General features: G+C 72.2%; 27 protein-coding genes and 1 pseudogene. 18 read left to right on the top strand and 10 right to left on the bottom strand.

The features are described from left to right. Window positions 1-109: 109 nt before the first annotated feature. Window positions 110-415: a hypothetical protein gene (locus tag ACYVLJ_RS00375; protein WP_451967691.1), complete on the top strand. Its 306-nt coding sequence runs from the start codon at window positions 110-112 to the stop codon at window positions 413-415. Window positions 416-449: 34 nt separating this feature from the next. Here the strand turns inward: ACYVLJ_RS00375 and ACYVLJ_RS00370 are convergent, their stop codons facing one another. Further along, on the bottom strand, window positions 450-989 hold the full coding sequence (locus tag ACYVLJ_RS00370) for a GNAT family N-acetyltransferase (RefSeq protein WP_460437374.1): 540 nt from the start codon (window positions 987-989) through the stop codon (window positions 450-452). On the opposite strand from ACYVLJ_RS00370, the gene ACYVLJ_RS00365 reads away from it, so the two are divergent. Next, window positions 988-1,749 carry an alpha/beta fold hydrolase gene (locus ACYVLJ_RS00365; protein WP_451967687.1) on the top strand — a complete coding sequence of 254 codons (762 nt, stop codon included), beginning with the start codon at window positions 988-990 and terminating at the stop codon, window positions 1,747-1,749. The two genes, ACYVLJ_RS00370 and ACYVLJ_RS00365, sit on opposite strands and share 2 nt — an antisense overlap. On the opposite strand, the gene ACYVLJ_RS00360 is transcribed toward ACYVLJ_RS00365, so the two are convergent. Next, window positions 1,737-2,549: a phosphotransferase family protein gene (locus ACYVLJ_RS00360; protein ID WP_460437373.1), complete on the bottom strand. Its 813-nt coding sequence runs from the start codon at window positions 2,547-2,549 to the stop codon at window positions 1,737-1,739. The two genes, ACYVLJ_RS00365 and ACYVLJ_RS00360, sit on opposite strands and share 13 nt — an antisense overlap. A 135-nt stretch (window positions 2,550-2,684) precedes the next feature. On the opposite strand from ACYVLJ_RS00360, the gene ctaD reads away from it, so the two are divergent. From ctaD to ACYVLJ_RS00340, 4 genes are all read left to right on the top strand, one after another. Next, window positions 2,685-4,475, top strand: coding sequence for an aa3-type cytochrome oxidase subunit I (ctaD, locus tag ACYVLJ_RS00355; protein WP_451967683.1), 1,791 nt, complete (start codon window positions 2,685-2,687; stop codon window positions 4,473-4,475). Window positions 4,476-4,590: 115 nt separating this feature from the next. Then, a complete protein-coding gene (serB, locus tag ACYVLJ_RS00350; protein WP_451967681.1) occupies window positions 4,591-5,820 on the top strand; it encodes a phosphoserine phosphatase SerB in 1,230 nt (409 codons plus the stop codon). Next, window positions 5,817-6,596, top strand: coding sequence for an aminoacyl-tRNA hydrolase (locus ACYVLJ_RS00345; protein ID WP_460437372.1), 780 nt, complete (start codon window positions 5,817-5,819; stop codon window positions 6,594-6,596). Before serB ends, ACYVLJ_RS00345 begins: the two co-directional genes overlap by 4 nt. Before the next feature lie 16 nt (window positions 6,597-6,612). Further along, window positions 6,613-7,014 (top strand): OsmC family protein, encoded by a 402-nt coding sequence (locus ACYVLJ_RS00340; protein ID WP_451967677.1) that lies wholly within the window; start codon window positions 6,613-6,615, stop codon window positions 7,012-7,014. A 242-nt stretch (window positions 7,015-7,256) separates the two neighbouring features. On the opposite strand, the gene ACYVLJ_RS00335 is transcribed toward ACYVLJ_RS00340, so the two are convergent. The 3 genes from ACYVLJ_RS00335 to ACYVLJ_RS00325 form a co-directional block, all read right to left on the bottom strand. Then, the gene (locus ACYVLJ_RS00335; protein WP_451967675.1) at window positions 7,257-7,598 is read right to left on the bottom strand and encodes a hypothetical protein; all 342 of its coding nucleotides are present in this window, start codon (window positions 7,596-7,598) and stop codon (window positions 7,257-7,259) included. A 58-nt stretch (window positions 7,599-7,656) separates the two neighbouring features. Continuing rightward, a complete protein-coding gene (locus ACYVLJ_RS00330) occupies window positions 7,657-9,705 on the bottom strand; it encodes an ATP-dependent DNA helicase (protein ID WP_451967673.1) in 2,049 nt (682 codons plus the stop codon). A 128-nt stretch (window positions 9,706-9,833) separates the two neighbouring features. Next, a complete protein-coding gene (locus ACYVLJ_RS00325; protein ID WP_460437371.1) occupies window positions 9,834-10,421 on the bottom strand; it encodes a biotin transporter BioY in 588 nt (195 codons plus the stop codon). 208 nt (window positions 10,422-10,629) lie between these two features. On the opposite strand from ACYVLJ_RS00325, the gene ACYVLJ_RS00320 reads away from it, so the two are divergent. Next, window positions 10,630-11,247 carry a choice-of-anchor P family protein gene (locus ACYVLJ_RS00320; RefSeq protein WP_460437988.1) on the top strand — a complete coding sequence of 206 codons (618 nt, stop codon included), beginning with the start codon at window positions 10,630-10,632 and terminating at the stop codon, window positions 11,245-11,247. A gap of 2 nt (window positions 11,248-11,249) precedes the next feature. Here the strand turns inward: ACYVLJ_RS00320 and ACYVLJ_RS00315 are convergent, their stop codons facing one another. The 3 genes from ACYVLJ_RS00315 to ACYVLJ_RS00305 are packed head-to-tail and all read right to left on the bottom strand — an operon-like array spanning window position 11,250 to window position 13,775. Beyond that, on the bottom strand, window positions 11,250-11,894 hold the full coding sequence (locus ACYVLJ_RS00315; RefSeq protein WP_451967669.1) for a bifunctional 4-hydroxy-2-oxoglutarate aldolase/2-dehydro-3-deoxy-phosphogluconate aldolase: 645 nt from the start codon (window positions 11,892-11,894) through the stop codon (window positions 11,250-11,252). Continuing rightward, window positions 11,891-12,460 carry a cysteine hydrolase family protein gene (locus ACYVLJ_RS00310; protein WP_460437370.1) on the bottom strand — a complete coding sequence of 190 codons (570 nt, stop codon included), beginning with the start codon at window positions 12,458-12,460 and terminating at the stop codon, window positions 11,891-11,893. The genes ACYVLJ_RS00315 and ACYVLJ_RS00310 overlap by 4 nt, the downstream gene beginning before the upstream one ends. Before the next feature lie 13 nt (window positions 12,461-12,473). Beyond that, a complete protein-coding gene (locus ACYVLJ_RS00305; protein ID WP_451967666.1) occupies window positions 12,474-13,775 on the bottom strand; it encodes a nicotinate phosphoribosyltransferase in 1,302 nt (433 codons plus the stop codon). A gap of 74 nt (window positions 13,776-13,849) precedes the next feature. Between ACYVLJ_RS00305 and clpS the strand changes: the two genes are divergently transcribed. From clpS to ACYVLJ_RS00270, 7 genes are all read left to right on the top strand, one after another. Next, window positions 13,850-14,149, top strand: coding sequence for an ATP-dependent Clp protease adapter ClpS (gene clpS, locus ACYVLJ_RS00300; RefSeq protein WP_451967664.1), 300 nt, complete (start codon window positions 13,850-13,852; stop codon window positions 14,147-14,149). Then, window positions 14,146-14,703, top strand: coding sequence for a DUF2017 domain-containing protein (locus tag ACYVLJ_RS00295; protein WP_451967662.1), 558 nt, complete (start codon window positions 14,146-14,148; stop codon window positions 14,701-14,703). The genes clpS and ACYVLJ_RS00295 overlap by 4 nt, the downstream gene beginning before the upstream one ends. Then, window positions 14,700-15,707, top strand: a complete 1,008-nt coding sequence (locus ACYVLJ_RS00290; protein ID WP_460437369.1) for a P1 family peptidase — start codon at window positions 14,700-14,702, stop codon at window positions 15,705-15,707. The genes ACYVLJ_RS00295 and ACYVLJ_RS00290 overlap by 4 nt, the downstream gene beginning before the upstream one ends. A gap of 64 nt (window positions 15,708-15,771) precedes the next feature. Then, the gene (locus ACYVLJ_RS00285; protein WP_400894106.1) at window positions 15,772-16,179 is read left to right on the top strand and encodes a M67 family metallopeptidase; all 408 of its coding nucleotides are present in this window, start codon (window positions 15,772-15,774) and stop codon (window positions 16,177-16,179) included. 66 nt (window positions 16,180-16,245) lie between these two features. After that, window positions 16,246-16,518, top strand: coding sequence for a MoaD/ThiS family protein (locus tag ACYVLJ_RS00280; protein WP_176175260.1), 273 nt, complete (start codon window positions 16,246-16,248; stop codon window positions 16,516-16,518). 3 nt (window positions 16,519-16,521) lie between these two features. Further along, window positions 16,522-17,472, top strand: coding sequence for a PLP-dependent cysteine synthase family protein (locus ACYVLJ_RS00275; protein WP_460437368.1), 951 nt, complete (start codon window positions 16,522-16,524; stop codon window positions 17,470-17,472). Between the two features lie 229 nt (window positions 17,473-17,701). Then, window positions 17,702-18,424, top strand: a complete 723-nt coding sequence (locus ACYVLJ_RS00270; RefSeq protein ID WP_460437987.1) for an aspartate/glutamate racemase family protein — start codon at window positions 17,702-17,704, stop codon at window positions 18,422-18,424. On the opposite strand, the gene ACYVLJ_RS00265 is transcribed toward ACYVLJ_RS00270, so the two are convergent. Further along, a complete protein-coding gene (locus tag ACYVLJ_RS00265; RefSeq protein ID WP_460437367.1) occupies window positions 18,414-19,262 on the bottom strand; it encodes an arylamine N-acetyltransferase family protein in 849 nt (282 codons plus the stop codon). The two genes, ACYVLJ_RS00270 and ACYVLJ_RS00265, sit on opposite strands and share 11 nt — an antisense overlap. 92 nt (window positions 19,263-19,354) lie before the next feature. On the opposite strand from ACYVLJ_RS00265, the gene ACYVLJ_RS00260 reads away from it, so the two are divergent. The 3 genes from ACYVLJ_RS00260 to ACYVLJ_RS00250 are packed head-to-tail and all read left to right on the top strand — an operon-like array spanning window position 19,355 to window position 21,605. Beyond that, window positions 19,355-20,005 carry a rhomboid family intramembrane serine protease gene (locus ACYVLJ_RS00260; protein WP_460437366.1) on the top strand — a complete coding sequence of 217 codons (651 nt, stop codon included), beginning with the start codon at window positions 19,355-19,357 and terminating at the stop codon, window positions 20,003-20,005. After that, window positions 20,002-20,808, top strand: a complete 807-nt coding sequence (gene murI, locus ACYVLJ_RS00255; RefSeq protein WP_451967651.1) for a glutamate racemase — start codon at window positions 20,002-20,004, stop codon at window positions 20,806-20,808. The genes ACYVLJ_RS00260 and murI overlap by 4 nt, the downstream gene beginning before the upstream one ends. A gap of 29 nt (window positions 20,809-20,837) precedes the next feature. Next, window positions 20,838-21,605 carry an MBL fold metallo-hydrolase gene (locus ACYVLJ_RS00250; protein ID WP_451967650.1) on the top strand — a complete coding sequence of 256 codons (768 nt, stop codon included), beginning with the start codon at window positions 20,838-20,840 and terminating at the stop codon, window positions 21,603-21,605. Between the two features lie 87 nt (window positions 21,606-21,692). Here the strand turns inward: ACYVLJ_RS00250 and ACYVLJ_RS00245 are convergent. After that, window positions 21,693-22,373: pseudogene (locus ACYVLJ_RS00245) on the bottom strand (lysylphosphatidylglycerol synthase domain-containing protein); the annotation flags it as partial. On the opposite strand from ACYVLJ_RS00245, the gene ACYVLJ_RS00240 reads away from it, so the two are divergent. Further along, window positions 22,303-22,515, top strand: a complete 213-nt coding sequence (locus ACYVLJ_RS00240) for a hypothetical protein (RefSeq protein ID WP_460437365.1) — start codon at window positions 22,303-22,305, stop codon at window positions 22,513-22,515. The pseudogene ACYVLJ_RS00245 and the gene ACYVLJ_RS00240 overlap by 71 nt on opposite strands. The last annotated feature ends 87 nt before the right edge of the window (window positions 22,516-22,602 follow it).

The following is a 22,602-nucleotide window of genomic DNA, read 5'->3' as shown; positions in this document are numbered from 1 at the left end:
ATCACTCGTGTCCAGGAAGGCATCACGTGTGATTGGGGAGGCATCACGCGTGATTGGGGGGCGACACGCGGGGTGCGACGCGGTGGTGCGGGGCGGTTACGGTTTGGGCGTGCCTCGACGTAATCGTCCCGGCCGCCGTGGGGATGGCGGGCCGCCCGAACGCGACCTCGGCGCCGCGACCGGCTGGGCGCGGGCCGAGTCCGGGAGCGACGGGGACTGGCTCGTGCGGACCGTGCCGGGCTCGCAGGCCGGCAAGGTCTACCGCTGCCCCGGCTGCGACCACGAGATCCGGCCGGGCACGCCGCACGTCGTCGTCTGGCCCGCCGACGAGACCGGGTCCGTCGCCGACCGGCGGCACTGGCACCGCGCCTGCTGGGAGGCCAGGGCCCGCCGCCGGCCCAGCCGCCGCTGGTGAGGATTCACTCTGGAGTTGTCAAAGATCGCCCGGCTCAGCGCCGGTAGTGCCGCGAGAACGCGCCGTCGTAGACCTCCTCCGTGTACTCGGTGAAGCCGAGCCGCTCGGCCACCCGCAGCGACGGCTTGTTCGCGACGCTGATGCTCGCCAGCACCGGCAGCGCCGGCAGGTCCCGGGCGCACCACGCCAGGATCGCCAGCCCCGCTTCGACCGCGTACCCCTTGCCCCACGCCGACGGCCGGAACCGGTAGCCGAGGTTGAGCACCTTCTCGCCGTGGAACTCCCGCATCCGCACGCCGCACATGCCGATCACCTCGGTGCCGCCGCGTTCGAGCACCGCGGGGTAGCCGAAGCCGTGCTCGGCCCAGTGCGCCAGCCACTCCGAGAACATCTCCGACGCGCGCCGGACGTCGGGCGGGTCGGGGTGGAAGCGGTTGGTGCGCGGGTCGGTGTGGATGTCGACCATCGCCTGCCGGTCCGCCTCGCGGGGCGGACGCAGCAGGAGCCGGTCGGTTTCGATGTCGGTGAACACGTCGGCGAAGCTAGCGCGGGGGTCCGACAAAATGGCCCGCATGACCGAACTGCCGCTGGTCCTCCTCCACGCCTTTCCCCTGGACGCCCGCATGTGGAACGCGGTGCGCGAACCCCTGTCTTCACACCTTCGGGTGATCACGCCGGACCAGCGCGGGCTCGGCCGCTCGCCGCTGCCGGAGTCCGACCGCGAGCCGAGCCTCGAGGACGCCGCGCGCGACGTCGTCGCCCTGCTCGACCGCCTGGACCTGGACCGCGTCGTGCTCGGCGGCTGCTCGATGGGCGGCTACCTCGCGATGGCCGTGCTGCGGCTGGCGCCGGAGCGGGTCGGCGGGCTGGTGCTCGTCGACACCAAGGCCACGCCCGACACCCCCGAGGCCGCGCAGAGCCGGCTGGACGTCGCGAAGCGCGTCGACGAAGAGGGCATCACCGGCTGGCTCGCCGAGGCGAACCTGCCGAACCTGCTGGCCGAAGGGACCCGTTCGGACCGTCCTGACGTCGTCGAGACGGTCCGGGAAATCATCGAGTCGCAGCCGCCCGCCGGGATTTCGTGGACGGCGCTGGCGCTGCGGACCCGGCCGGACTCCCTCGACCTCCTGCGCGACGCGAAGGTCCCGGCCCTGGTCATCGTCGGCGAAGAAGACCCGATCACCCCGGTGGCGGCGGCGAGCGAGATGGTCGAGGCACTGGACGGCGCGACGCTCGTGGTGCTCCCCGGCGTCGGCCACCTGACCCCGCTGGAAGACCCGGCGGGCGTCGTCGAAGCGATTCTCTCCTGGTACCCCGCGACTCACGAGAAGTAGGCGGCGAGCGCCGACCGGGCGCCGGGGAGCCGGTGCGGGAACCGGATGGCGATGACGTGCTGCCACACGACCGAGTACAGCTCCCGTAGCCGCGTACATACGCGAAGGGACTCTTCGTCCACTTCGCCCGGGTACGCGGCGAGGTGCTCGGGGCCCCCTTGCCGGGCGAGGATCGCGAGGTCCCAGGCCAGCGGGCCGCACCAGGTGTCCTCGAAGTCCAGCCAGCACGGCCCGGCGGGGGTGGCGATCAGGTTGCCGGGGTGCGCGTCGCCGTGCAGCGGCTGCACGGCGACCCCGGGCAGCCGCGCGCCGAGCCGGGCCGCCTCGGCGCGCAGGCGGGGGTCGAGGGGGTGGCGGTCGAAGATGCGCTCGAGGTCGTCGAGCGGGCCGCGGCGGGGCAGTTCGCCCGGGTACTCCCGCAACGCCGCGTGCACTTCGGCGAGTGAGCGCGCGACGGCGTCCGGTGCGTACCGGTGGTCCGGATCGTGCGGGGTGTGGTGCCAGAGAGTGACCGGCAGACCTTCGGCGAAATGCGGTCCGGCCGGGGGATCCGTGGTGGGTGAGACGACGCGCACACCACGTTCCGTAAGGAACCCCGACACGGCCAGATCGCGTTCCTGCCAGGCCGCGCCGGGCCGGGCGAGCCGGATCGTCGCGGGCACCCGCGCGACCAGCGGACCCAGCCTCACCAGCACGTTCGAGCGCTCGTGGAGCACCTCGGGCTCGTGACCGGGCAGGCCCAGCCGGGCGGCCACGGTCCGTGCCGCACGCACCGCGGTCCGCGTGTATTCGTCGGTCACGGCCCGATCTTGCCAGCCGGTGCGCGCGACTGTCGGTAGCGAGGGCTACGATCCCCAGTGAGCCGTCGGACCGGGTGTTCCCGACCCCGGCGGCCGGACGATGACCACCACAAGGTTTCAGTGTTGGAGGCAGGAGTGACGGCCGTAGCCCCCAAGCCGATCGCGACGCGCCCGTATCCCGCGCGCGAGTCGGTCAAGGGTTCGTACCTGCTGCGGTTGTTCCGCACGACGGACCACAAGCAGATCGGGATCATGTACCTGGTCACGTCGTTCGCCTTTTTCATGGCGGGCGGCGCGATGGCCATGCTCATCCGCACCGAGCTGGCGCGGCCCGGGCAGCAGTTCCTGTCGCAGGAGCAGTACAACCAGCTGTTCACCATGCACGGCACGGTGATGCTGCTGCTGTACGCGACCCCGATCCTCTTCGGCTTCGCGAACTTCGTGCTCCCGCTGCAGATCGGCTCGCCGGACGTCGCGTTTCCGCGGTTGAACGCGTTCTCGTACTGGCTGTACCTCTTCGGCGGCCTGATCGTGCTGTCCGGCTTCCTGACCCCGGGTGGCGCCGCCGACTTCGGCTGGTTCGCCTACACCCCGCTGTCGGACGCGATCCACTCGCCGGGCGTCGGCGCGGACCTGTGGATCTCCGGCCTGGTGGTCTCCGGTCTCGGCACCATCCTCGGCGCGGTCAACATGGTCACCACCGTGGTCTGCCTGCGCGCGCCGGGCATGACGATGTACCGGATGCCGATCTTCACCTGGAACATCCTGGTGACGTCGATCCTGATCCTGCTCGCCTTCCCGATCCTGACCGCGGCCCTGATGGGCCTGCTGGCGGACCGGCACCTCGGGGCGCACGTGTTCGACCCCGAAAACGGCGGGGTGATCCTCTGGCAGCACCTGTTCTGGTTCTTCGGTCACCCAGAGGTGTACATCGTCGCGCTACCGTTCTTCGGCATCGTCTCGGAGATCTTCCCGGTTTTCAGCCGCAAGCCGCTGTTCGGCTACAAGAGCCTGGTCTGGGCGACGCTGGCGATCGCGGCCCTGTCGGTCGCGGTGTGGGCGCACCACATGTACGCCACCGGCGCCGTGCTGCTGCCGTTCTTCTCCTTCATGACGTTCCTGATCGCCGTCCCGACCGGCATCAAGTTCTTCAACTGGATCGGCACGATGTGGAAGGGCCAGCTGTCCTTCGAGACGCCGATGATCTTCTCGATGGGCTTCATCGTCACGTTCCTCTTCGGCGGCCTGACCGGCATCATGCTGGCCGCGCCGGCGATCGACTTCCACGTGTCGGACAGCTACTTCGTCGTCGCGCACTTCCACTACGTGCTCTACGGCACGATCGTGTTCGCCACCTTCGCCGGCATCTACTTCTGGTTCCCGAAGATCACGGGCCGGATGATGGACGAGAAGCTCGGCAAGTGGCACTTCTGGACCACGTTCATCGGCTTCCACGGCACGTTCCTCGTCCAGCACTGGCTGGGTGCCGAGGGCATGCCGCGCCGGTACGCGGACTACCTGTCCAGTGACGGCTTCACGACGCTGAACACGATCTCCACGATCGGCGCGTACATCCTCGGCGCCTCGACGCTGCCGTTCATCTGGAACGTCTTCAAGAGCTACCGGTACGGCGAGATCGTCACGGTGGACGACCCGTGGGGCTACGGCAACTCGCTCGAGTGGGCGACGTCCTCGCCGCCGCCGCGGCACAACTTCACCGAGCTGCCCCGGATCCGCTCCGAGCGGCCCGCGTTCGAGCTGCACTACCCGCACATGATCGAGCGCATCCACAACGAAGGCGAGATCGGCTTCTTCGGGAAGCAGAAGGTCAACAGCCACGCGACCCCGTCGCAGCTGCTCACCGAAGCGGTGATCCCGGGAGACCACTCCAAGGACAACGCGAGCGAGCAGGGCGACGACAAGTAGCACCTGATCGAGTGAGCGCGTGCCCGGCTTTTGTGAAGCCGGGCACGCGCTCTATTTATGTCCGAGGCCGGACCGGCAGACTGATCGTGCAGCGTTGCCGAACGAGGGATGACCAGTGACCCAGACCCCCGTCCTGATCACGACGACCGGCCCCGACAAGCCGGGTGTCTCGTCCGTGCTGTTCGCCGTGCTGACCCGCCACGACGTCGACGTGCTCGACGTCGAGCAGGTCGTCATCCGCGGGCAGCTCGTGCTGGGCGTGCTCGCCGGGGTGTACCGCGACCCGGAGGGCCTGCAGGAGTACGTCGAGCAGGCGATGGCGTCCGTCGGCATGGAGGTCGAGGTCAAGATCGGCTCGGCCATCGGCGAGGACCCGTTCGCGCTGGGCCGCCGCGACTCGACGCACGTGCTGGTGGTGCTCGGCCGCCCGGTCACCGCGCGGGGCTTCTCGGAGGTCGCGCGCCGGCTGGCGTCGCTCGGCGCCAACATCGACGCGATCCGCAGCGTCGCCGACTACCCCGTGACCGGGCTGGAGCTGTACGTCTCGGTCGACCGGGACACCCCCGAGGCCGACGCCGCGCTGCGGTCGGAACTGGCCGACGCGGCCGTCGAGGTCGGCGTCGACATCGCCGTCGAACGGGCCGGGATCACGCGCCGGGCGAAGCGGCTGGTCGTCTTCGACGTCGACTCGACGCTCATCCAGGGCGAGGTCATCGAGATGCTGGGCGCGCACGCCGGCGTCGAGCCGGAGATCCGCGAGATCACCGAGGCGGCGATGCGCGGCGAGCTGAACTTCAGCGAGTCGCTGGAGCGGCGGGTCGCGCTGCTGGAGGGCCTGCCCGCGACGGCCATCGACGAGGTCGCCGCGACGATCGAGCTGACCCCGGGCGCCCGCACGACGATCCGCACGCTCAAGCGGATGGGCTTCAAGACCGGCGTGGTGTCCGGCGGGTTCACGCAGGTCATCGGCGGCCTGGTGGAGGAGCTCGGCCTCGACTTCGCGGCGGCGAACGAGCTGGAGATCGTCGACGGCAAGCTCACCGGCCGGGTCGTCGGCGAGGTCGTCGACCGTGCGGGCAAGGCGAAGGTGCTTCGCCGCTTCGCCGGCGAGTACGACATCCCGCTGGAGCAGTGCGTCGCGGTCGGCGACGGCGCCAACGACATCGACATGCTCTCGGCGGCGGGCATGGGCGTCGCGTTCAACGCCAAGCCCGCGCTGCGCGAGGTGGCCGACACCGCGCTTTCGCACCCGTACCTCGACGCCGTGCTGTTCGTGCTCGGCCTGACCCGCGGCGAGGTCGAGGCCGCCGACGCCGCCGACGGGCTCGAGCTGATGCGTCCGTGAGCAGCGTTCTCGACCCCCTGGGCGCCCGCTACGCCCACTGGCTGGGGCTCCCGGCCGAAGACACGTCGGACACCTCCGACGAGCTTCCCGGGGAAGTCCGGGCGATGCCGGTGATCCTGCGCATCGAACGGGCCGAACCGCCCGGCCGCACGCCCCTGCTGGAGGCCGCGGCGGCTGCCGCGCTGGCCGTCTGCCTCGACGAGCGCGCCGAGCCCGGCGGCGAGTGGGCCGAGCCGATGCACGCGTGGCTCGACAACCGGATCCGCAAGGTCGCGCGGCGGGCGCGGGGCGCGCACTGGGCGGCCGTCCAGGACCTGCCGGGCATCACCGTGGAGATCGACGGCGCCGAGGCGCGCGCCCTCGTGCCGGGCTTGGTCACCGAGGCGCCCAAGGAGGTCTCGCGGCTGCAGATCTCGGGCAGCGAGCTGCCGCCGGACGAGCCCGGGCCGCCGCCGGAAGGCGTTCCGCTGCTCCTGCTGAACCCGCACGTGCCGATGACCGTCGGCAAGGCGGCCGCGCAGGTCGGGCACGCCACGATGATCCTCGCCGCGCTGCTGGACGACGGGCAGCGCGCGGCGTGGGCGGAGCGGGGCTACCGGACCGCCGTGCGCACGGCGAGCGAGGCGCGGTGGAAGGAACTGCACCCGGGCGACGACCCGGAGGGCGCGTGGCGGCGCGACGGCGTCGTCGCCGTGCGGGACGCCGGGTTCACCGAAGTCGACCCCGGCACCCTCACGGTTCTTGCCCAGTGGGAGCCGGAACAACCGGCTTCCTGACCCGGTTGGAGCGGGCATGGGACTCGAAGTTCAGCGCGAAGGCCGGCATGCGTTCGTCGGGCGCAACGAGCGGGGCGCGGAGGTGCGGCTGGGCCGCACCGGCGCCGAAGGGGCGTTCTCGCCCGCCGAGCTGCTGCAGATCGCGGCCGCGGGCTGCAGCGCGGTGACAGCCGAAGAGCTGATCACCCGGCGGGTGGGCGAAGACGCGAAGTTCCGCGTCACCGTGACGGCGGATCGGCGTGAGGGTGCTTCGGAGCTGGATGCCGTGCACGTCGCTTTCGACGTCGACGTGTCGACTTTGGCGGCGGATCAGCGGGAAGCGCTGGCGGGTGCCGTGGATCGGGCGATCGAGCGGCTGTGCACGGTGAGCCGGACGCTCAAGAAGGGGATTCCGGTGACGGAGGAGTTCCCGGCCTAGCGTCGGGAGCAACCGGGATCAGGGTGTCCCACTCCTCGGCGAGCTTCTCCCGCTGGTCTTGGCCGAGAAACGGCACTACGGCGCCGCAGGACCGGCAGACGCGGCTCTCGCGCACGAAGAAGGTCGGACGCGGCTCGAGGAAGCCCGGCCGCTTGAAGCGGACGCGCATGTAACCTTCCGTCGGGTCGAGTTCGCCCAGTGGGCTCAGCGCGTCTTCCGCGCCGCAGACCGGACAGCGCACCTCAGTTCGTCGTCGATTCCCAGACGACGTAGGCCTGGTCGGCGTCCGTCGTCATGGCTTCGATGAACTTCTCGTTGTCGAAGCCCGGCAGGGACTGCAGGCGCTCGATCAGCGCGTCGGCCGCCGGGTCGCCGCTCGGGACCGCCGTGCCCTTGCCGTCCGTGCCCACCAGCATGAAGAAGACGTCTTCGTTCCAGGGGCCGTCGGGGATGACTCTGACCATCACCGACGACAGTTCGGACCACGTGACGGCCTCTTCGCTGCCGTCCGCGAGCCGCCGCCGCACGCCGGTGTCGTCGACACTGACGGTCCGGGACTGTGCGCTGGACGAATCCTGGGTCAACCGGTGCTCCCTTGCTGCGTGGGTGGGTTCACCGTACCCGGCGACGCCGTGGACCGCGTCACGCGGGCGCGGCTGCGTCCAGGCGCCGCAGGGCGTCGCGCGCCACCTTCGGGTCCATCGTCGGCCAGAACGGCGGCAGGGACGCCCGCAGGAAACCGCCGTAGCGGGCGTTCGCCAGCCGTGAATCCAGCACCGCCACCACGCCGCGGTCGGTGACCGACCGGTGCAGCCGGCCGGTGCCCTGCGCCAGCAGCAGCGCCGCGTGCGTGGCCGCCACGGTGAGGAACCCGTTGCCGCCGCGGGCTTCCACCGCGCGCTGGCGGGCCGAGGACACCGGGTCGTCCGGGCGCGGGAACGGGATCCGGTCGACCACCACGAGCTGCAGCGACGGCCCGGGGACGTCGACGCCCTGCCACAGCGACAGCGTGCCGAACAGGCACGTGCGGACGTCTTCGGAGAACTTCTGGACCAGCAGCGAGGTCGCGTCCTCGCCCTGGCACAGGATCGGGAAGTCGAGCCGTTCGCGCATCTCCTCGGCGGCCTGCTTGGCCGCCCGCATCGAGGAGAACAGGCCCAGCGTGCGCCCGCCCGCGGCCTCGATCAGCTCGGCCAGTTCGTCCATTGTGGACGTCGCGAGGCCGTCGCGGCCCGGCGGCGGCAGGTGCTTGGCCAGGTAGAGGATGCCGTTGCGCTTGTGGTCGAACGGCGAGCCGACGTCGAGGCCGGTCCACTTCGGGCCCGACTCGTCCGACGGCGCCTCCTTCTCCGTCGCTGCGCCCGGCGCCTGCTCGACGCGGGCCGCGGCGGGCGGGAGCCCCCACTGGCGCGCCATGGTGTCGAACGTGCCACCCAGGGTCAGCGTCGCCGACGTCAGGATCGTCGTGTGCTGGTTGAAGACGCGTTCGCGCAGCAGCCCGGCGACGCCGAGCGGCGCCACTTTCAACGCCGGCGGCCGCGGGTTCGACGCGTACTTGTCACCGGAGAGCCAGACGACGTCGCGCTGGTGCGCCTGGTCGTCGTCGAACGCCTCCAGCAGCCGGACCGCGGTGTCGTGCACCTCGTCGAGCAGGGAGCGCGCCAGCTTGCGCGCGGTGGCGCCCTCGACGTCCTCCTTGCGGTCCGAGCCCAGGGCCGTGATGCACGCGTGCGCGGCGTCGCGGACCGCCGGGATCGCGCCTTTCAGCGGCCGCGGCAGCTCGTCCAGCCGGCCGGCGGGCAGGTCGTCGACGATCAGCGCCAGCCCGTCGCCCGCTTCCAGCAGGCCGTCGGCGACGTCGGCGTCGATCAGCTTGCCGCAGCGGCGGGCCGCGGACGCGCACATCGCGCTCGTCAGCTCGCCGGTGGCGACCGAGGTGACGCGGTCGACGAGGTCGTGCGCCTCGTCGATGATCACGACGTCGTGGTCCGGCAGGACCTGGTAGCCCTGCAGGGCGTCGATGGCCAGCAGCGCGTGGTTGGTGATGATGACGTCGGCGCGGCCGGCCTCGGCGCGGGCGCGCTCGGCGAAGCAGTCCGTGCCGATCGGGCAGCGCGACGCGCCGAGACATTCTTTCGCCGTCACCGACACCTGGCGCCACGCCTGGTCGGAGACGCCGGGGACGAGCTCGTCGCGGTCGCCGGTTTCGGTGTCCGAGGCCCACTCCCGCAGCCGCGTGACCTCCTTGCCGAGGCGCGACACCGCGAACGGGTCGAAGAGCTGGGCGTCCTCCGGCTCGTCCGGCGCGCCGGAATCCAGGCGGTGCAAGCACATGTAGTTGCGACGGCCCTTGAGGATCGCGAAGGTCGGTTCACGGCCGAGAGGCTTCTTCAGCGCCTTCGCGAGGCGCGGGAGGTCGCGGTCGACGAGCTGGCGCTGCAGGGCGATCGTCGCCGTCGAGACGACGACCGTGGCCTCTTTCTCCACGGCGTGGCGGATCGCGGGCACGAGGTAGGCCAGCGACTTGCCGGTGCCGGTGCCGGCCTGCACGGCGAGGTGCTCGCCGGTGCGGATGGCGCGGCCGACGGCCTGGGCCATCTCGACCTGCCCTGGGCGTTCGGCACCCCCGACGGACTCCACCGCGTGGGTGAGGAGTTCGAGGACGCCGGGGAAATCAGTTCGGGCGGGCACAGCGACACACATTAGCCGCCACCGCCGACAGGATCGGTGATCCGGCGCGAACGGGCCACTCGCGCCGGATCACCTGCGCCCCTGGCCGGGGGCTCCGCCACCCGGAGCCCCCGGCCCGATGAAGAGCATCAGTCCTGCGTACGGCCCGAGACGAGCTTCCAAGTCAGCGGCAGCAGCCCGGCGGCCACGACGATCTTGATCGCGTCGCCGACCAGGAACGGCGTGACGCCCTTGGCGAACGCGGTCGGGAGGTCGAAGCCGGTCGACGCCATCAGCCACGGCACGCCGAACGCGTAGATCACGAGGTTGCCGAGCACCATGGTGCCCGCGGTGCGCACCGGCGTCCGGTCGCCGCCGCGGCCGGCGAGCGCGCCGACCAGCGCGCCGGCGAAGACGAACCCGACGATGTAGCCGGCGCTGGCGCCGGACAGGCCCGCGGTGCCGTGCTGGAACCACGGCACGCCCACGGCGCCGACGAGCAGGTACACGAGCATCGACGCGGCACCGCGCGACATGCCGAGCGACGCGCCGACGAGCAGCGCGGCGAACGTCTGGCCGGTCATCGGCACCGGGCTGCCCGGCACCGGGATGGTCAGCTGCGCGGCGGCGCCGGTGAGCACGGCACCGCCGGCGACCAGCGCGATGTCCCGGACGAGCGAGCCGGGGACGAGGTCGGCCAGCACGGGCCGCTTGCCGGCGATGGACAGCGAAGACACGAAACCTCCCTGGGTGAGCAGACGATCGAGGTTAACGCTCGTTACCCCGTCGAAAACCCCGGAAGTTGCCTTCCTCACCGGCCACTCGTCCGGGTGGACCCGATCAGGGCCGGCGCCGGGCCTGCCGATGACGAAGTGGGTAACTACGAACTGTCACGGCGACCGTGGAGGACGCGGCATGCGAAACGCCAGGAAGAGGACATTCCGGTTGCTGGCGGTGACGACGCTGGCGGCACCGCTCCTGGGGGCCGCGGCGCCGGTGACGTCCACCGGATGGGCGTCTTCCGGCTCGGTGGACGTGACCATCGACAACGAGCACGTCGTCACCGGTGAACTGGCGAAATGCACGGCCGACGGGCCCTACAGCGCGCGGACGGCGGGCGGGGCGACCGGCCAGATCGCGAAGTTCGGCGTCGGCGAGAGCGGGTGCGGGCGCTCGGACGCCGTGGCGATCGCGGAAGCCTCCGGGCACCGGTTCGAAGCCACCGTGCTCAAGCGCTTCGGCGGTCCGGTGATCACCGTGCGCACTTTTTCGGCGAAGTGCGCCACGAGCGCGACCGGCAGCGGCGGCGAGGTCTCGATCGGGACGGTCGAGGGGATCACGGTGCCCGCGCAGATCCCGCCGAACGACCGGATCGTCATCCCCGGCGGCGCCGCGGGCACGGCGCTGGCGACGGTGGTCCTCAACGAAACCGTGACGCCCCAGCCGCCGGACGGCAGCCTCGTGACGCACGCCGTGCACATCGAGCTGTTCCCGCAGGGCGGCCCGGCGAGCGGCGACATCTACCTGGGCACGGCCGCCTGCGACCCGTTCGGCAAGAAATAGGCTCAGGCGGTGGCGAAGCGGGCGGCGGCCGCGACGAACTCGCCCGCCCGCGCCGCCAGGTCCGGGAGGCTGCCGCCCGAGGAGAGCGCGTCGCCCAGCAGCGGGGTCGCCGCCGCGACCGCGATCGCGCCCGAGCGCAGGTAGCCCTCGACGTCGGCGAGGTGGACGCCGCCGGTCGGGACCAGCGGGACGTCCGGCAGCGGGGCCCGCACCGCGCGCAGGTACGCCACCCCGCCGACGGCGGCGATCGGGAACACCTTCACCGCCGCGGCGCCGAGGCGCCAGGCCTGGTCGATCTCCGTGGGCGTAAGCGCGCCGCAGACCACCGGCGTGTCCAGCTCCGCCGCGCGCTCCAGCACCGCCGGGTTCACCGTCGGTGTGATCAGGTACGCCGCGCCCGCGTCGACCGCGATGTCCACATCGGACGCTTCGCGGACGCTGCCCGCGCCGATCAGCGCGTCGTCGCCGAGGGCCAGCCGCAGCGCCGTGATCGCCGCGGGCGCGCCCGGCGTCGTCAGCGTGGCTTCGAGCAGCCGGATGCCCGCCGCGTGCAGCACCATCGCGGCGTCGGCGAAGCGGGCCGAATCCGTCGCGCGCAGGATCGCGACCAGCCGGTGTTCGGCCAGTGCGGCCTGGAGGTCCTTCACGCGACGTGCGCCGTTCCGGTGTGCGCGACGCCCGCCTCGGCGAAGTCCCGCAAGGTGCTGTCGACCGACGCCTGGGCGATCCCGGCCGTGTGGTCGAGCAGGACCCGCACGCCGAACCCGGCGCGGGCCGCGTCCAGCGCCGTCGCCCGCACGCAGTAGTCCGTGGCGATGCCGACGACGTCGACGTCGGTCACGTCGTGTTCGCGCAGCCAGGACTCCAGGGACTGCCCGCCCCGGGAAGCGCCCTCGAAGCCCGAGTAGGCCGCGCTGTACTCGCCCTTGGAGAAGACCTCGACGATCGGGACGACGTCGAGAGCCGGGTGGAACGACGCCCCCGGCGTGCCCGCCACGCAGTGTGGTGGCCAGCTCTCCTTGAAGTCCGGGGTGTCGCTGAAGTGGGCGCCCGGGTCGATGTGGTGGTCACGGGTGGCCACCACGTGCGAGTAGCCGCCGGACGTGCTCAGCGCGGAGATCGTCGCCGCGGCCGCGGCGCCCCCCGCGACGGCCAGCGAGCCGCCTTCGCAGAAGTCGTTCTGCACGTCCACCACGATCAGCGCGGTTCCCATGGTCGGGCTCCTCCTAGAAGAACAGCGTCGGGATGGCCGGCTCGCCGTGCGAAAGCTTGAGGCCCTCCCACGGCAGGCTGACCAGGCCGCGGCGCAGCCGCTGCCTCGCGTCGTCGAGCGTAGGCAGGTCCGCCTCCGCGCGGCCAGCACGGATCAGCGGGATCTGCAGCGGCCGGTCACCGGCGTCCGGCTCGGGCGCCTGGCCCGCCGTGGTCCAGACGACCTCTTCGACCGCCGTGCCGGTGCCGCGGTGGCGCCGCAGCGCGGACTTCCGCCCGCCGCGCGACTCCTTGTGGGCGCTGCGCTTGGCGACCGGCTTGCCGTCCACCTCGACCAGCTTGTAGACCATCCCGGCGGTCGGCGCGCCGGACCCGGTGACCACCGATGTCCCGACGCCGTACGCGTCCACGGGCTCCGCGCGCAGCGCCGCGATGGCGTGCTCGTCCAGGTCGCCGGACACGACGATCCGGGTGTCCTTGGCACCGAGGGAGTCCAGCTGCTCGCGGGCGCGGCGGGCGAGCGGGCCGACGTCGCCGGAGTCGATCCGGATCGCGCCGAGCTCGGGCCCGGCGACGCGGACGGCGGTCTCGATGCCGGCGGTGATGTCGTAGGTGTCGACCAGCAGCGTCGTGTCCGGGCCCATCTTCTCGACCTGGGCGCGGAAGGCCGCCTCCTCGCTGTCGTGCAGCAGCATGAAGGCGTGCGCGACGGTACCGCGGGTCGGGATGCCGTAGCGGCGGCCGGCCTCGAGGTTGGACGTCGTCGCGAACCCGGCCAGGTAGGCGGCGCGCGCGGCCGCGACGGCGGCGTACTCGTGCGTGCGGCGCCCGCCCATCTCGATGATCGGGCGGCCGTGCGCGGCGCCCGACATCCGGGCCGCGGCGGACGCGATCGCGCTGTCGTGGTTGAGGATCGACAGCACCAGCGTCTCCAGCAGCACGCACTCGGCGAACGAGCCGGAGACGGTGAGGATCGGCGAGCCCGGGAAGTACAGCTCGCCCTCGGCGTAGCCGTCGACGTCGCCCGAGAACTCGTAGTCGGCCAGCCAGGACAGCGTCGCGTCGTCGACGACCGCGGTGGCCTCCAGCTGCGCCAGTTCGGCGTCGGTGAAGCGGAAGTCCGCGATCGCGTCGAGCACCCGGGCGGTGCCCGCGACGACGCCGTAGCGCCGCCCGTCCGGCAGGCGCCGGGCGAACACCTCGAACACGCAGGGCCGCGCGTGCGTCCCGTCGGCGAGCGCGCTGCCCAGCATGGTCAGCTCGTAGTGGTCGGTGAGCAGCGCAGTGCTGGCCGTGGCCGGCTCCGGTGAACCCATGGGGTCAGCCTATTCACCCACATGGCCGGACCTGGCGCGGCGTACCCCGTCACGGCCGTGACACCATGGGGTGCATGTCCTTGCCTGTCGCAGCCGAGCAGACACAGGTCGAGCCGGCCGGTGCCGAGGTCGCCGAGTCGGACACACCCTGGCGGACCGTGGTCTGGAACGACCCGGTCAACCTCATGTCGTACGTGACGTACGTCTTCCAGAAGCTCTTCGGGTACGGCCGCGACCAGGCCACCAAGCTCATGCTGGACGTGCACCACAAGGGCAAGGCGATCGTCTCGTCCGGCACCAAGGAGAAGGTGGAGACGGACGTGGCGAAACTCCACGCGGCGGGCCTCTGGGCCACCATGGAGCAGACCTCGTGAACGGTTGGCGGCGCAAGGGCGCGGTGATCCACGCCGGCTTCGAGCAGCAGGAAGCCGCGGTGCTGCGCGGACTGGTCAGCCAGCTCGAGGACATGCTCACCGCGCGCGCCGAAGAGGCGCCGCAGGACGAGCTCGCCGAGCTGACCGGCATCCGGACCGGGCCCACCGAGTCCCCGGACGACCCGGTGCTTTCCCGGCTGCTGCCGGACTTCCACAAGCTCGACCCGGACAACCCGACGCGCGACGACCTGGACTCGGCCGCGGCGATGCGCTCGCTGCACGAGCCGGAGCTGCTGGACATCAAGGTCGGCGTGGCCAAGATCGTGCTCGACACGCTGCCGCGCGACGGCGGGCACGTCCGCCTGACCGAAGAGCAGGCCGACGCTTGGCTCGGCGCGCTCAACGACGTCCGGCTGGCGCTCGGCACCGCGCTCGACGTCACCGAAGACATGCCCGACGAGCTGCCCGAGGACGACCCGAGGGCGCCGCACTTGGGCGTCTACCACTGGCTGACCTGGGTGCAGGAGACGCTGATCCAGGCGCTGACGGGATGATCACCGACGTCCCCGGCGTCCTGGTCGGGCACCACGAGCGGGTGGGCGACGGCTGGGCGACCGGGACGACGGTGGTCCTGGTGCCCGAGGGGGCGGTCGGCGCGGTCGACCAGCGCGGCGGCGCGCCCGGCACGCGCGAGACGAACCTGCTGGAGCCGGAGAACCTGGTGCAGCGGGTCAACGCCGTTTGCCTGTCGGGCGGCTCGGCGTACGGGCTCGCCGCGGCCGACGGCGTGATGAAGTGGCTGTCCGAGCGCAACCTGGGCTTTCCGGTCGGCACGCAGCCGCACGAGGTCGTGCCGATCGTGCCGGCGGCGGTGTTGTTCGACCTGCCGCGGAGTGACTGGGGCAACCGGCCCGACGCGTCTTTCGGCTATGCGGCCTGCGAAGCGGCTTCGGAGTCTTTCGCGCAGGGCACGGCCGGGGCGGGCGCGGGGGCGGCCGTCGGCTCGCTCAAAGGTGGGATCGGGTCCGCGAGCGAGGTCGTCGGCGAGTACACCGTCGGCGCGATCGCGGCGGTCAACGCGGCGGGCGAGGCCGTGGACCTGACGACCGGGCGCGCGTACGCGGCCGACCACGGCGACTTCGGCGTGACCTGGCCTTCGCGGCCCGCGGACCTGCCGTCTCGCGCCACGGACCTCAACACGACGATCGGCGTGGTCGCGGTCGACGCGGCCCTGTCGAAGGCCGAGGCGCGCCGCATCGCGGTCGCGGCGCAGGACGGGCTGGCACGGGCCGTGCGCCCGGCGCACACGATGTTCGACGGCGACACGGTCTTCGCGCTGGCCACCGGTGCGCGCGAGCTGCCGGAGGCGAGCGGCCCGTTCGGCCCGGCGGCGCGCGCAGCCGGACTGGACGCCCTGTGCTCGGCGGCGGCGCGGGTGTTCGCGCGGGCGATGGTGCACGGCCTGCTGGCCGCGACCGCCGCGGGCGGGGTGTCGGCCTACCGCGACGTCTGGCCGGAGGCTTTCGGCCAGCGGGCGGGCGGCATCGGCATTTCGTGATTGCCCTGGTGAGCGCAATATCTCATCATCTGGACAGCTTGTGTCCACCACCTAAGATGTCGGTGTGCTCCGGATCCGCCGTGAACTCGTCGACGAGATCGTCGCCCACGCCCGCCGTGACCACCCCGACGAGGCGTGCGGGGTGATCGCCGGGCCCGAAGGCAGCGACTCGCCCGAGCGGTTCATCCCCATGCTGAACGCCGCCCGGTCGCCGACGTTCTACGAGTTCGACTCCGGTGACCTGCTGAAGCTCTACCGCGAGATGGACGCGAACGACGAGGTGCCCGTGGTGATCTACCACTCGCACACGGCGACCGAGGCCTACCCGTCGCGGACCGACGCGAACATCGCGGCCGAGCCGGACGCGCACTACGTGCTCGTCTCCACCCGCGACCCCGAAGTGCACGAGTTCCGGTCGTACCGGATCGTGGACGCCGAGATCACCGAGGAGCCGGTCGAGATCGTCGACTGAGTCCCGTCGGAACAAACCGCGCGCCGAAGGCGTCTGCGTCTAGGAAACCACCGGAGGTAAGAACCCATGGCCGTGACCGTCTCCATCCCGACGATCCTGCGCACCCACACCGGCGGCGAGAAGTCCGTCGAGGCGAAGGGCGCGACCGTTCTCGAGGTCATCGACGACGTCGAGTCCCGGCACGCCGGCCTCAAGGCGCGCCTGGTGAAGGAGGAGAAGCTGCACCGCTTCATCAACGTCTACGTCAACGACGAGGACGTGCGCTTCGCCGGCGGGCTCGAGGCCGAGGTCAAGGACGGCGACACCCTGACCATCCTGCCCGCCGTGGCCGGTGGCTGATCGATGGCTCGCTTCGAGTCCCTGCTCGACGCGCTCGGCGGCACCCCGCTGGTCGGGCTGCCCCGGCTCTCGCCCACGCACGACGTGCGCCTCTGGGCGAAGCTGGAGGACCGCAACCCGACCGGCTCGATCAAGGACCGCCCCGCGCTGGCCATGATCGAAGCCGCCGAGCGCGAAGGCAAGCTGCGGCGCGGCTCCACGATCCTGGAGCCGACGTCCGGCAACACCGGCATCTCGCTGGCCATGGCCGCCAAGCTCAAGGGCTACGGGCTGGTCTGCGTCATGCCGGAGAACACCTCGACCGAGCGCAAGCAGCTGCTGCAGGCGTACGGCGCGCGGATCGTCTTCTCCCCGGCCGCGGGCGGCTCGAACGAGGCCGTCCGGCGGGCGAAGGAGCTGGCCGAAGCGAACCCCGAGTGGGTCATGCTCTACCAGTACGGCAACCCGGCCAACGCCGACGCGCACTACCGCGGCACCGGGCCCGAGCTGCTCAAGGACCTGCCGACGCTGACGCACTTCGTCGGCGGCCTCGGCACCACCGGCACGCTGGTCGGCGTCGGGCGGTACCTGCACGAGGCGAAGCCGGACGTCCAGGTCATCGCGGCCGAACCGCGCTACGGCGAGCTGGTGTACGGCCTGCGCAACCTCGACGAGGGGTTCGTCCCGGAGCTGTACGACGCGTCGGTGCTCAACGGCCGGTACTCGGTCGGCGCGTACGACGCGCTGCGGCGCACGCGTGAGCTGCTGGAGCACGAAGGCATCTTCGCGGGCATCTCGACGGGCGCGGTGCTGCACGCGGCGCTGGCCGTCGCCGAGAAGGCCGCCGCTCGAGGCGAACCGGCGGACGTGGCGTTCGTCGTCGCCGACGCCGGGTGGAAGTACCTCTCGACCGGGGCCTACGCGGGGTCGCTCGACGAGGCCGCCGAGCGGCTCGACGGGCAGCTCTGGGCCTGAGCCACCCGGCCTACCGCAGCACCGGCTCTTTTCGAACGGCCGACGTGCGCAACGGGGCATCACACGTGATCAGGAGGGCATCACGCGTGATTGAGCGGGCATCACGCCGATGCCCGCCGGATCACGCGTGATGCCCCTCCAATCGCGGGTGATGCCTCTTCAATCACGGGTGATGCCTCTTCGACCACGCCTGGCGAAAGCCGGGCGCGGTTCGGGCATGCTGAACGGCATGAAGGTCATCGGGCTGCTCGGCGGGATGAGCTGGGAATCTTCGCTGGAGTACTACCGGCTCGTCAACGAACGGGTGAAAGCCGTGCTCGGCGGGTTCCACTCGGCACGGACGGTGCTCTACTCCGTCGACTTCGCCGCGATCGAGGCCATGCAGGCCGAAGACCGCTGGGCCGACGCCGGCGCCGAGCTGAACCGCGCCGCCCGCGCCTTGGAAGCGGCCGGGGCCGACTTCGTCGTGCTCTGCACCAACACCATGCACAAGGTCGCCGACGAGCTGACCGACGGCCTCGGCATCCCGCTGCTGCACCTCGCCGACGCGACCGCCGCCGCCATCAAGGCCGCCGGGATCCGCCGGGTCGGGCTGCTGGGCACCGGGTTCACCATGGGTCAGCCGTTCTACCGCGACCGGCTCGCCGCGCACGGCCTCGACGTGCTCGTGCCGGGCGCCGAAGACCGCGACCTCGTGCACCGCGTCATCTACGACGAGCTGGTGCTCGGCGTCGTCGAGGAGACCTCGCGGCAGGCCTACCGCGAGGTGATCGCCCGGCTGGTCGAGGCGGGTGCCGAAGGCGTGATCTACGGGTGCACCGAGATCGAGCTGCTCGTCGACCCGGAGGACTCGCCCGTGCCGACGTTCCCCACGACGCGCCTGCACGCCGAAGCCGCCGTCGACCACGCCCTGGGCAAGGCGCCACTGCCACCGGGCCCGGTCACACGCTGATCACCGACCCTCCCGCGTGGGCCTCGTGCTGCGCCACGACCTTGCGCCACAGCCGCTCGCGCTCCTCGGCCGTGAACAGGTCCGGGGTGATGCCGAAGACGTCCGCCGCGGCCGTCCACCAGCCGTCCGGGGACTCGACGAGCTCCTTCGCGCCGTGGCGGTTCAGGGTCAGCGCCCGCAGGGTGTCGACGCCCGTCGCGTCACGCCGTTGCAGCACGCACACCCGGACGAACCCGGACTCCGGCGCGCTCGACAGCCAGGCGTGCTTCGCCGCGAAGTCGCTCATCTCCGCCTCGCCGGGTGCGAAGTCGAAGCCGGCGAAGCTGCCCGACGGGTCGTGGTCGAACCGCCAGCCGCCGGGCGCCACCTCCGACGGCCGGAGCCGGTAGGTGTGCGGGCCCTGCGTGTACGCGCCTTCCTGGAGGGGGAGCGGCTCGTGGATGCCGTCGCCCAGCCCGGCGTCGACCAGCCAGCTCGCCGACGGGTCTTCGGGCAGACCGGTGACGGTCAGCGCCAGGTGGTTCCGGTCGATGTTCGGCGCGTCGGCCGCGCTGCCCTGCACCCCGCCGAGGTGGCGCGTGACCTGGTAGCCGAGTGCGCCCAGCAGCTCCGAAAACGCGCCGTTCAGGTGGTAGCAGTACCCGCCGCGGCCACGCAGGATCCGCGCGAGCGAGGCCGACGGCTCCAGCGGTGTCGGGCGCTCGAGCTGGACCTCCAGCGCCTCGTACGGCACGCGCTCGACGTGCGCCGCGTGCAGCCGCCGAAGGGCGTCGAGACCGGGCGGCTCGGCGCCGAGGCCGAGCCGCTCGAGGTATCCGGTGACGTCGAAGTTCCCCATGCCACAGACGCTAGCGGCGACCACCGACAAAAACCCCGGATCAGGGAATTCACCCGAGGCGGACCCGCTGATCGCGACGTAGCGTCGAGGACGTGAGCACTTTGCCCGTGAACCCGGCCCCGGAAACCGATGCGGCCAAGCGCGTGCTGCCGCCGAGACCGCGGGCGGCCGCCATCGTCGCGCTCTCGTTCACCCTGCTGCTCTACCTGGTCGAGCTGGCGGACGTGATCCTGCCCGGCGACCTCGACCAGGGCGGCATCCATTCGCGGGAGCTGTCGGGTCTCGACGGGGTGCTGTTCGCGCCGCTGCTGCACACCGGCTGGTCGCACCTGTTCGCGAACACCGTGCCGGTGCTGCTGTTCTCCTTCCTCGCCATGGCCGCCGGGATCGGCCGGTTCGCCCTGGTCACGGCCATCATCTGGGTGGTGTCCGGGCTCGGGGTCTGGCTGATCGGGCCGGCGAACACGGTCACCGTCGGCGCGTCCGGGCTGGCCTTCGGCTGGCTCGCCTACCTGCTGGTGCGCGGCATCTTCAACCGCGCGGCCGGGCAGATCCTGGTCGCGGTGGTGCTGCTCGGCGTGTGGAGCGGCATGCTGGCCGGGCTGCTGCCGGGCAACCCCGGCGTTTCCTGGCAGGGGCACGTCTTCGGCGCGCTGGCCGGTGTCCTCGCGGCGTGGCTGACCAGCCGCACGGGCAAGTCGCGGAAACCGGTGCCCGCGCCCCCGGGTAACCTCGACGGGTGACGTCTTCGCCCGCTGATGCCCCGATCGGCGTGTTCGATTCCGGCGTCGGCGGGCTGACCGTCGCGAGGGCGCTGCTCGAGCAATTGCCCGCCGAACAGCTCCGCTACGTCGGCGACACGGCGCGCAACCCGTACGGCCCGCTCCCGATCGCCACCGCCCGCCGCTACGCGCTCGAGGCGCTCGACGAGATCGTCGAGAGCGGCGTGAAGGCCCTCGTCATCGCGTGCAACACGGCGTCCGCGGCCTGCCTGCGCGACGCGCGGGAGCGCTACGACGTGCCGGTGATCGAGGTCGTCCTGCCCGCCGCGCGCCGCGCCGTCGTGGCCACGCACTCCGGCCGGGTCGGCGTGATCGGCACCGAGGGCACCGTGCGGTCGCGCGCCTACGAGGACGCGTTCGCCGCGGCGCCGGGGATCACGCTCACCAGCGTCGCCTGCCCGCGGTTCGTCGACTTCGTCGAGCGTGGCATCACGACCGGGCGGCAGGTCCTCGGACTCGCGCAGGGCTACCTGGAGCCGCTGCTCGACGCCGAGGTCGACACGCTCGTGCTCGGCTGCACGCACTACCCGCTGCTGCAGGGCGTGCTCCAGATCGTGATGGGCCAGGAGGTCACCCTGGTTTCGAGCGCGGAGGAGACGGCCAAGGACGTCGTCCGGGTGCTCACCGAGCGGGATCTGCTGTCGGCCCGGCAGGAGCCGCCGCGGCACGAGTTCCTCGCCACCGGCTCGGCCGAGCCGTTCACCCGGCTGGCGGCGCGGTTCATGGGGTTCGCCCCGGGTGTCCTCGCTCCCACCACCGCGTGATCGACGCGCCGGGCGCTTAGGGTGTCGAAGTGCGACTGACCATCCTCGGGTGCTCCGGCAGCATCCCCGGGCCGAACACCGCCGCGTCCGGCTACCTGGTCGAGGCCGAGGGCTTCCTGCTCGGTCTCGAGCTCGGCAACGGCACGCTGGCGCAGTTGCAGGCCGTGGCCGACCCGTTCGACCTGGACGCGCTGGTGCTCACGCACCTGCACCCGGACCACTGCGCCGACGTCAGCGCGCTCACCGTCCTGCGGCGCTACCACCCGGCGCCGCCGTACCCGGCGCGTCCGCGCCTGCTGCCGCTGTACGCGCCGCACGACGCGCCCCTGCGGCTGGCGAACGCGTACGCGCCCAACGAGACCGAGCGGGCCACCACGGACCTCACCGACGTCTACGACTTCCACCCGCTGCGGGCCGAGCCGTTCCGGATCGGGCCGTTCGACGTCGTCGCGGTCGAGGTCGACCACCCGACCCCGGCGTACGGCCTGCGCATCGCCTACGGCGGCCGGATCCTGGCGTTCACCGGCGACACCGGGCCGTGCCGGGCGCTGAACGAGCTCGCCGACGGCGTCGACCTGCTGCTCGCGGAGGCGTCCTGGACGGACTCGGCGGAGCGCCCGGCCGGGGTGCACCTGTCGGGGAAGCAGGCGGGCGAGCTGGCGCGCGACGCCGGTGTCGGCCGGCTGCTGCTCACGCACATCGCGCCGTGGACCGACGCCGGCGCGGTTCTCGCCGAGGCTTCCGCCGAGTTCCCGGGGGCCGAGGTCGTCAAGCAGGGCGCCGTCTACGACGTGTGAGCGGCGCAGCACCAGCCAGCCGGCCAGGCCGAGAGGCAGGACCAGCCAGCAGGACAGCAGCCGGTAGGCGAGCACGGCGGCGGCCGCGGCCGGGTGCGCGGCGCCCGCCGAAACGAGGCCGGCGAGCAGGCTCGCTTCGATCACGCCGATGCCGCCGGGCGTGAGCGGGATCTGCCGGACCACCTGCACGGTGAGGTAGACGCCGGCGAGCTGCGCGACGGTGAGGGGCAGGTCGAACGCGCGAGCCGCGGCGGACAGGCAGAGCAGGTCGGTGAGCCAGTTCGCGGCGGCCGCGGCGAGGGCGAGCGTCCAGTGCCGCGGGGCGACGTCGCGGGCCGTCGCGAGGGCGTCGAACAGCGGCGCCGCGCGTCCCTTGTGGACCTTCGGCGGCCGCGCGGGACGGCGCACCACCAACCAGGCGACGAGCCCGGTCGCGACCAGGGCGCCCACGGCGGGGCCGACGCCGAGGCGCAGCAGCCCGCCGGTGACGTACAGGAGTGCCAGCCCGGCGAAGGACAGCAACCCGGAGAGCACCATGACCGACGTCGCGGCCGCGCGGTCGGCGCCGCCCGCGCGGAACTGGCGGAAGGCGTAGGCGGCCGACACCGCCGAGCCCGCGGGGAGGCTGATCGAGAGGGCGGAGCGGCTGTAGGACAGCGCGAGCGCGCGGTGCCGGGGCAGCCGGACGCCGAACGCGATGAGCAGGCGGCGTTGCTGCCGGGCGAACATCGCCATCGAGGCGAACTCGGCGGCCGCGCCGGCGACCAGCCACCGGGCGTCGGCCGTGCGCAGGGCGGCGAGCACGTCGGCGGGAGCGGGCAGCTTGTCGCGCAGCGTCAGGACGGCGATCGCGCCCACGGCCGCGGTACCCAGCGCCTTCAGCGCCCACCCGATCCCATTCATCATGTGATGAATTTTGCGCCCGGCGCGGCCCGGAAGTCAACGTGTGATGAATTGCACGGGGCCCGACGCGGTGCGAGGGCCGGGTGCGGGCGGT

The sequence above is a fragment of the Amycolatopsis stemonae genome, from assembly GCF_054781455.1.
The sequence above is the reverse complement of the archived record's forward strand: the minus strand, read 5'-3'. Positions and strand labels throughout refer to the sequence as shown.

Excerpts from the sequence above, each read along its gene's own strand:
- ACYVLJ_RS00270 (WP_460437987.1), top strand. The coding sequence starts at position 17,702 with ATGAAGGTCATCGGGCTGCTCGGCGGGATGAGCTGGGAATCTTCGCTG.
- ACYVLJ_RS00290 (WP_460437369.1), top strand. The coding sequence starts at position 14,700 with ATGATCACCGACGTCCCCGGCGTCCTGGTCGGGCACCACGAGCGGGTG.
- ACYVLJ_RS00310 (WP_460437370.1), bottom strand. The coding sequence starts at position 12,460 with ATGGGAACCGCGCTGATCGTGGTGGACGTGCAGAACGACTTCTGCGAA.
- ACYVLJ_RS00240 (WP_460437365.1), top strand. The coding sequence starts at position 22,303 with ATGAGCAGGCGGCGTTGCTGCCGGGCGAACATCGCCATCGAGGCGAAC.
- ACYVLJ_RS00340 (WP_451967677.1), top strand. The coding sequence starts at position 6,613 with ATGGGACTCGAAGTTCAGCGCGAAGGCCGGCATGCGTTCGTCGGGCGC.
- ACYVLJ_RS00365 (WP_451967687.1), top strand. The coding sequence starts at position 988 with ATGACCGAACTGCCGCTGGTCCTCCTCCACGCCTTTCCCCTGGACGCC.
- ACYVLJ_RS00370 (WP_460437374.1), bottom strand. The coding sequence starts at position 989 with ATGCGGGCCATTTTGTCGGACCCCCGCGCTAGCTTCGCCGACGTGTTC.
- clpS (WP_451967664.1), top strand. The coding sequence starts at position 13,850 with ATGTCCTTGCCTGTCGCAGCCGAGCAGACACAGGTCGAGCCGGCCGGT.
- ACYVLJ_RS00265 (WP_460437367.1), bottom strand. The coding sequence starts at position 19,262 with ATGGGGAACTTCGACGTCACCGGATACCTCGAGCGGCTCGGCCTCGGC.
- ACYVLJ_RS00280 (WP_176175260.1), top strand. The coding sequence starts at position 16,246 with ATGGCCGTGACCGTCTCCATCCCGACGATCCTGCGCACCCACACCGGC.
- ACYVLJ_RS00305 (WP_451967666.1), bottom strand. The coding sequence starts at position 13,775 with ATGGGTTCACCGGAGCCGGCCACGGCCAGCACTGCGCTGCTCACCGAC.
- ACYVLJ_RS00275 (WP_460437368.1), top strand. The coding sequence starts at position 16,522 with ATGGCTCGCTTCGAGTCCCTGCTCGACGCGCTCGGCGGCACCCCGCTG.